This window comes from Liquorilactobacillus sicerae (assembly GCF_029916425.1).
Classification (GTDB): domain Bacteria; phylum Bacillota; class Bacilli; order Lactobacillales; family Lactobacillaceae; genus Liquorilactobacillus; species Liquorilactobacillus sicerae.
This window is the reverse complement of the sequence record NZ_JAHAVQ010000236.1, coordinates 1-449: the sequence shown is the minus strand read 5'-3', so window position 1 is coordinate 449 and position 449 is coordinate 1. Positions and strand designations below refer to the sequence as shown.

Below are 449 nucleotides of genomic sequence, written 5' to 3'. Positions count from 1 at the left end.
GTGTCTGGTGGCGGAGCCGTTTACCATGATTTAGGAAATATTTGTTTTACTTTCTTTGTCCCGGTAGCAAGCAGTGCAGAAGTCGATTTTCATAAATTCGTCAAACCGATGTATGACGCATTACATGAAGTCGGTATTGATGCACAAATTACCGGTCGAAACGATCTGACTGTTGATGGTAAAAAAGTTAGCGGAAATGCTCAACGCTATGCCGGTGGTTATTTAATGCACCACGGAACTTTGCTTTGGAATTCGAATGTCGACACGATGGTTCGATCACTAAATGTTGCTGACGAAAAATTTATTTCCAAGGCTGCTACTTCGGTCCGTTCACGGGTTGGAAATATTAAGGATTATGCTCCGGCGGGACTCACGTTAGAGAAATTCTGGAAAGCTTTGCAATATTACCTGGCCGATGAAGGCAAAGACCAAGAATATCTTCTCAGCGA

1 protein-coding gene is annotated in these 449 nt (G+C 43.0%); it reads left to right on the top strand.

The genetic code is table 11. The features are described 5' to 3' along the window. The coding region (locus KH893_RS12205) for a lipoate--protein ligase family protein (protein ID WP_281166327.1) at positions 1 to 449 on the top strand (449 nt) is incomplete at both ends.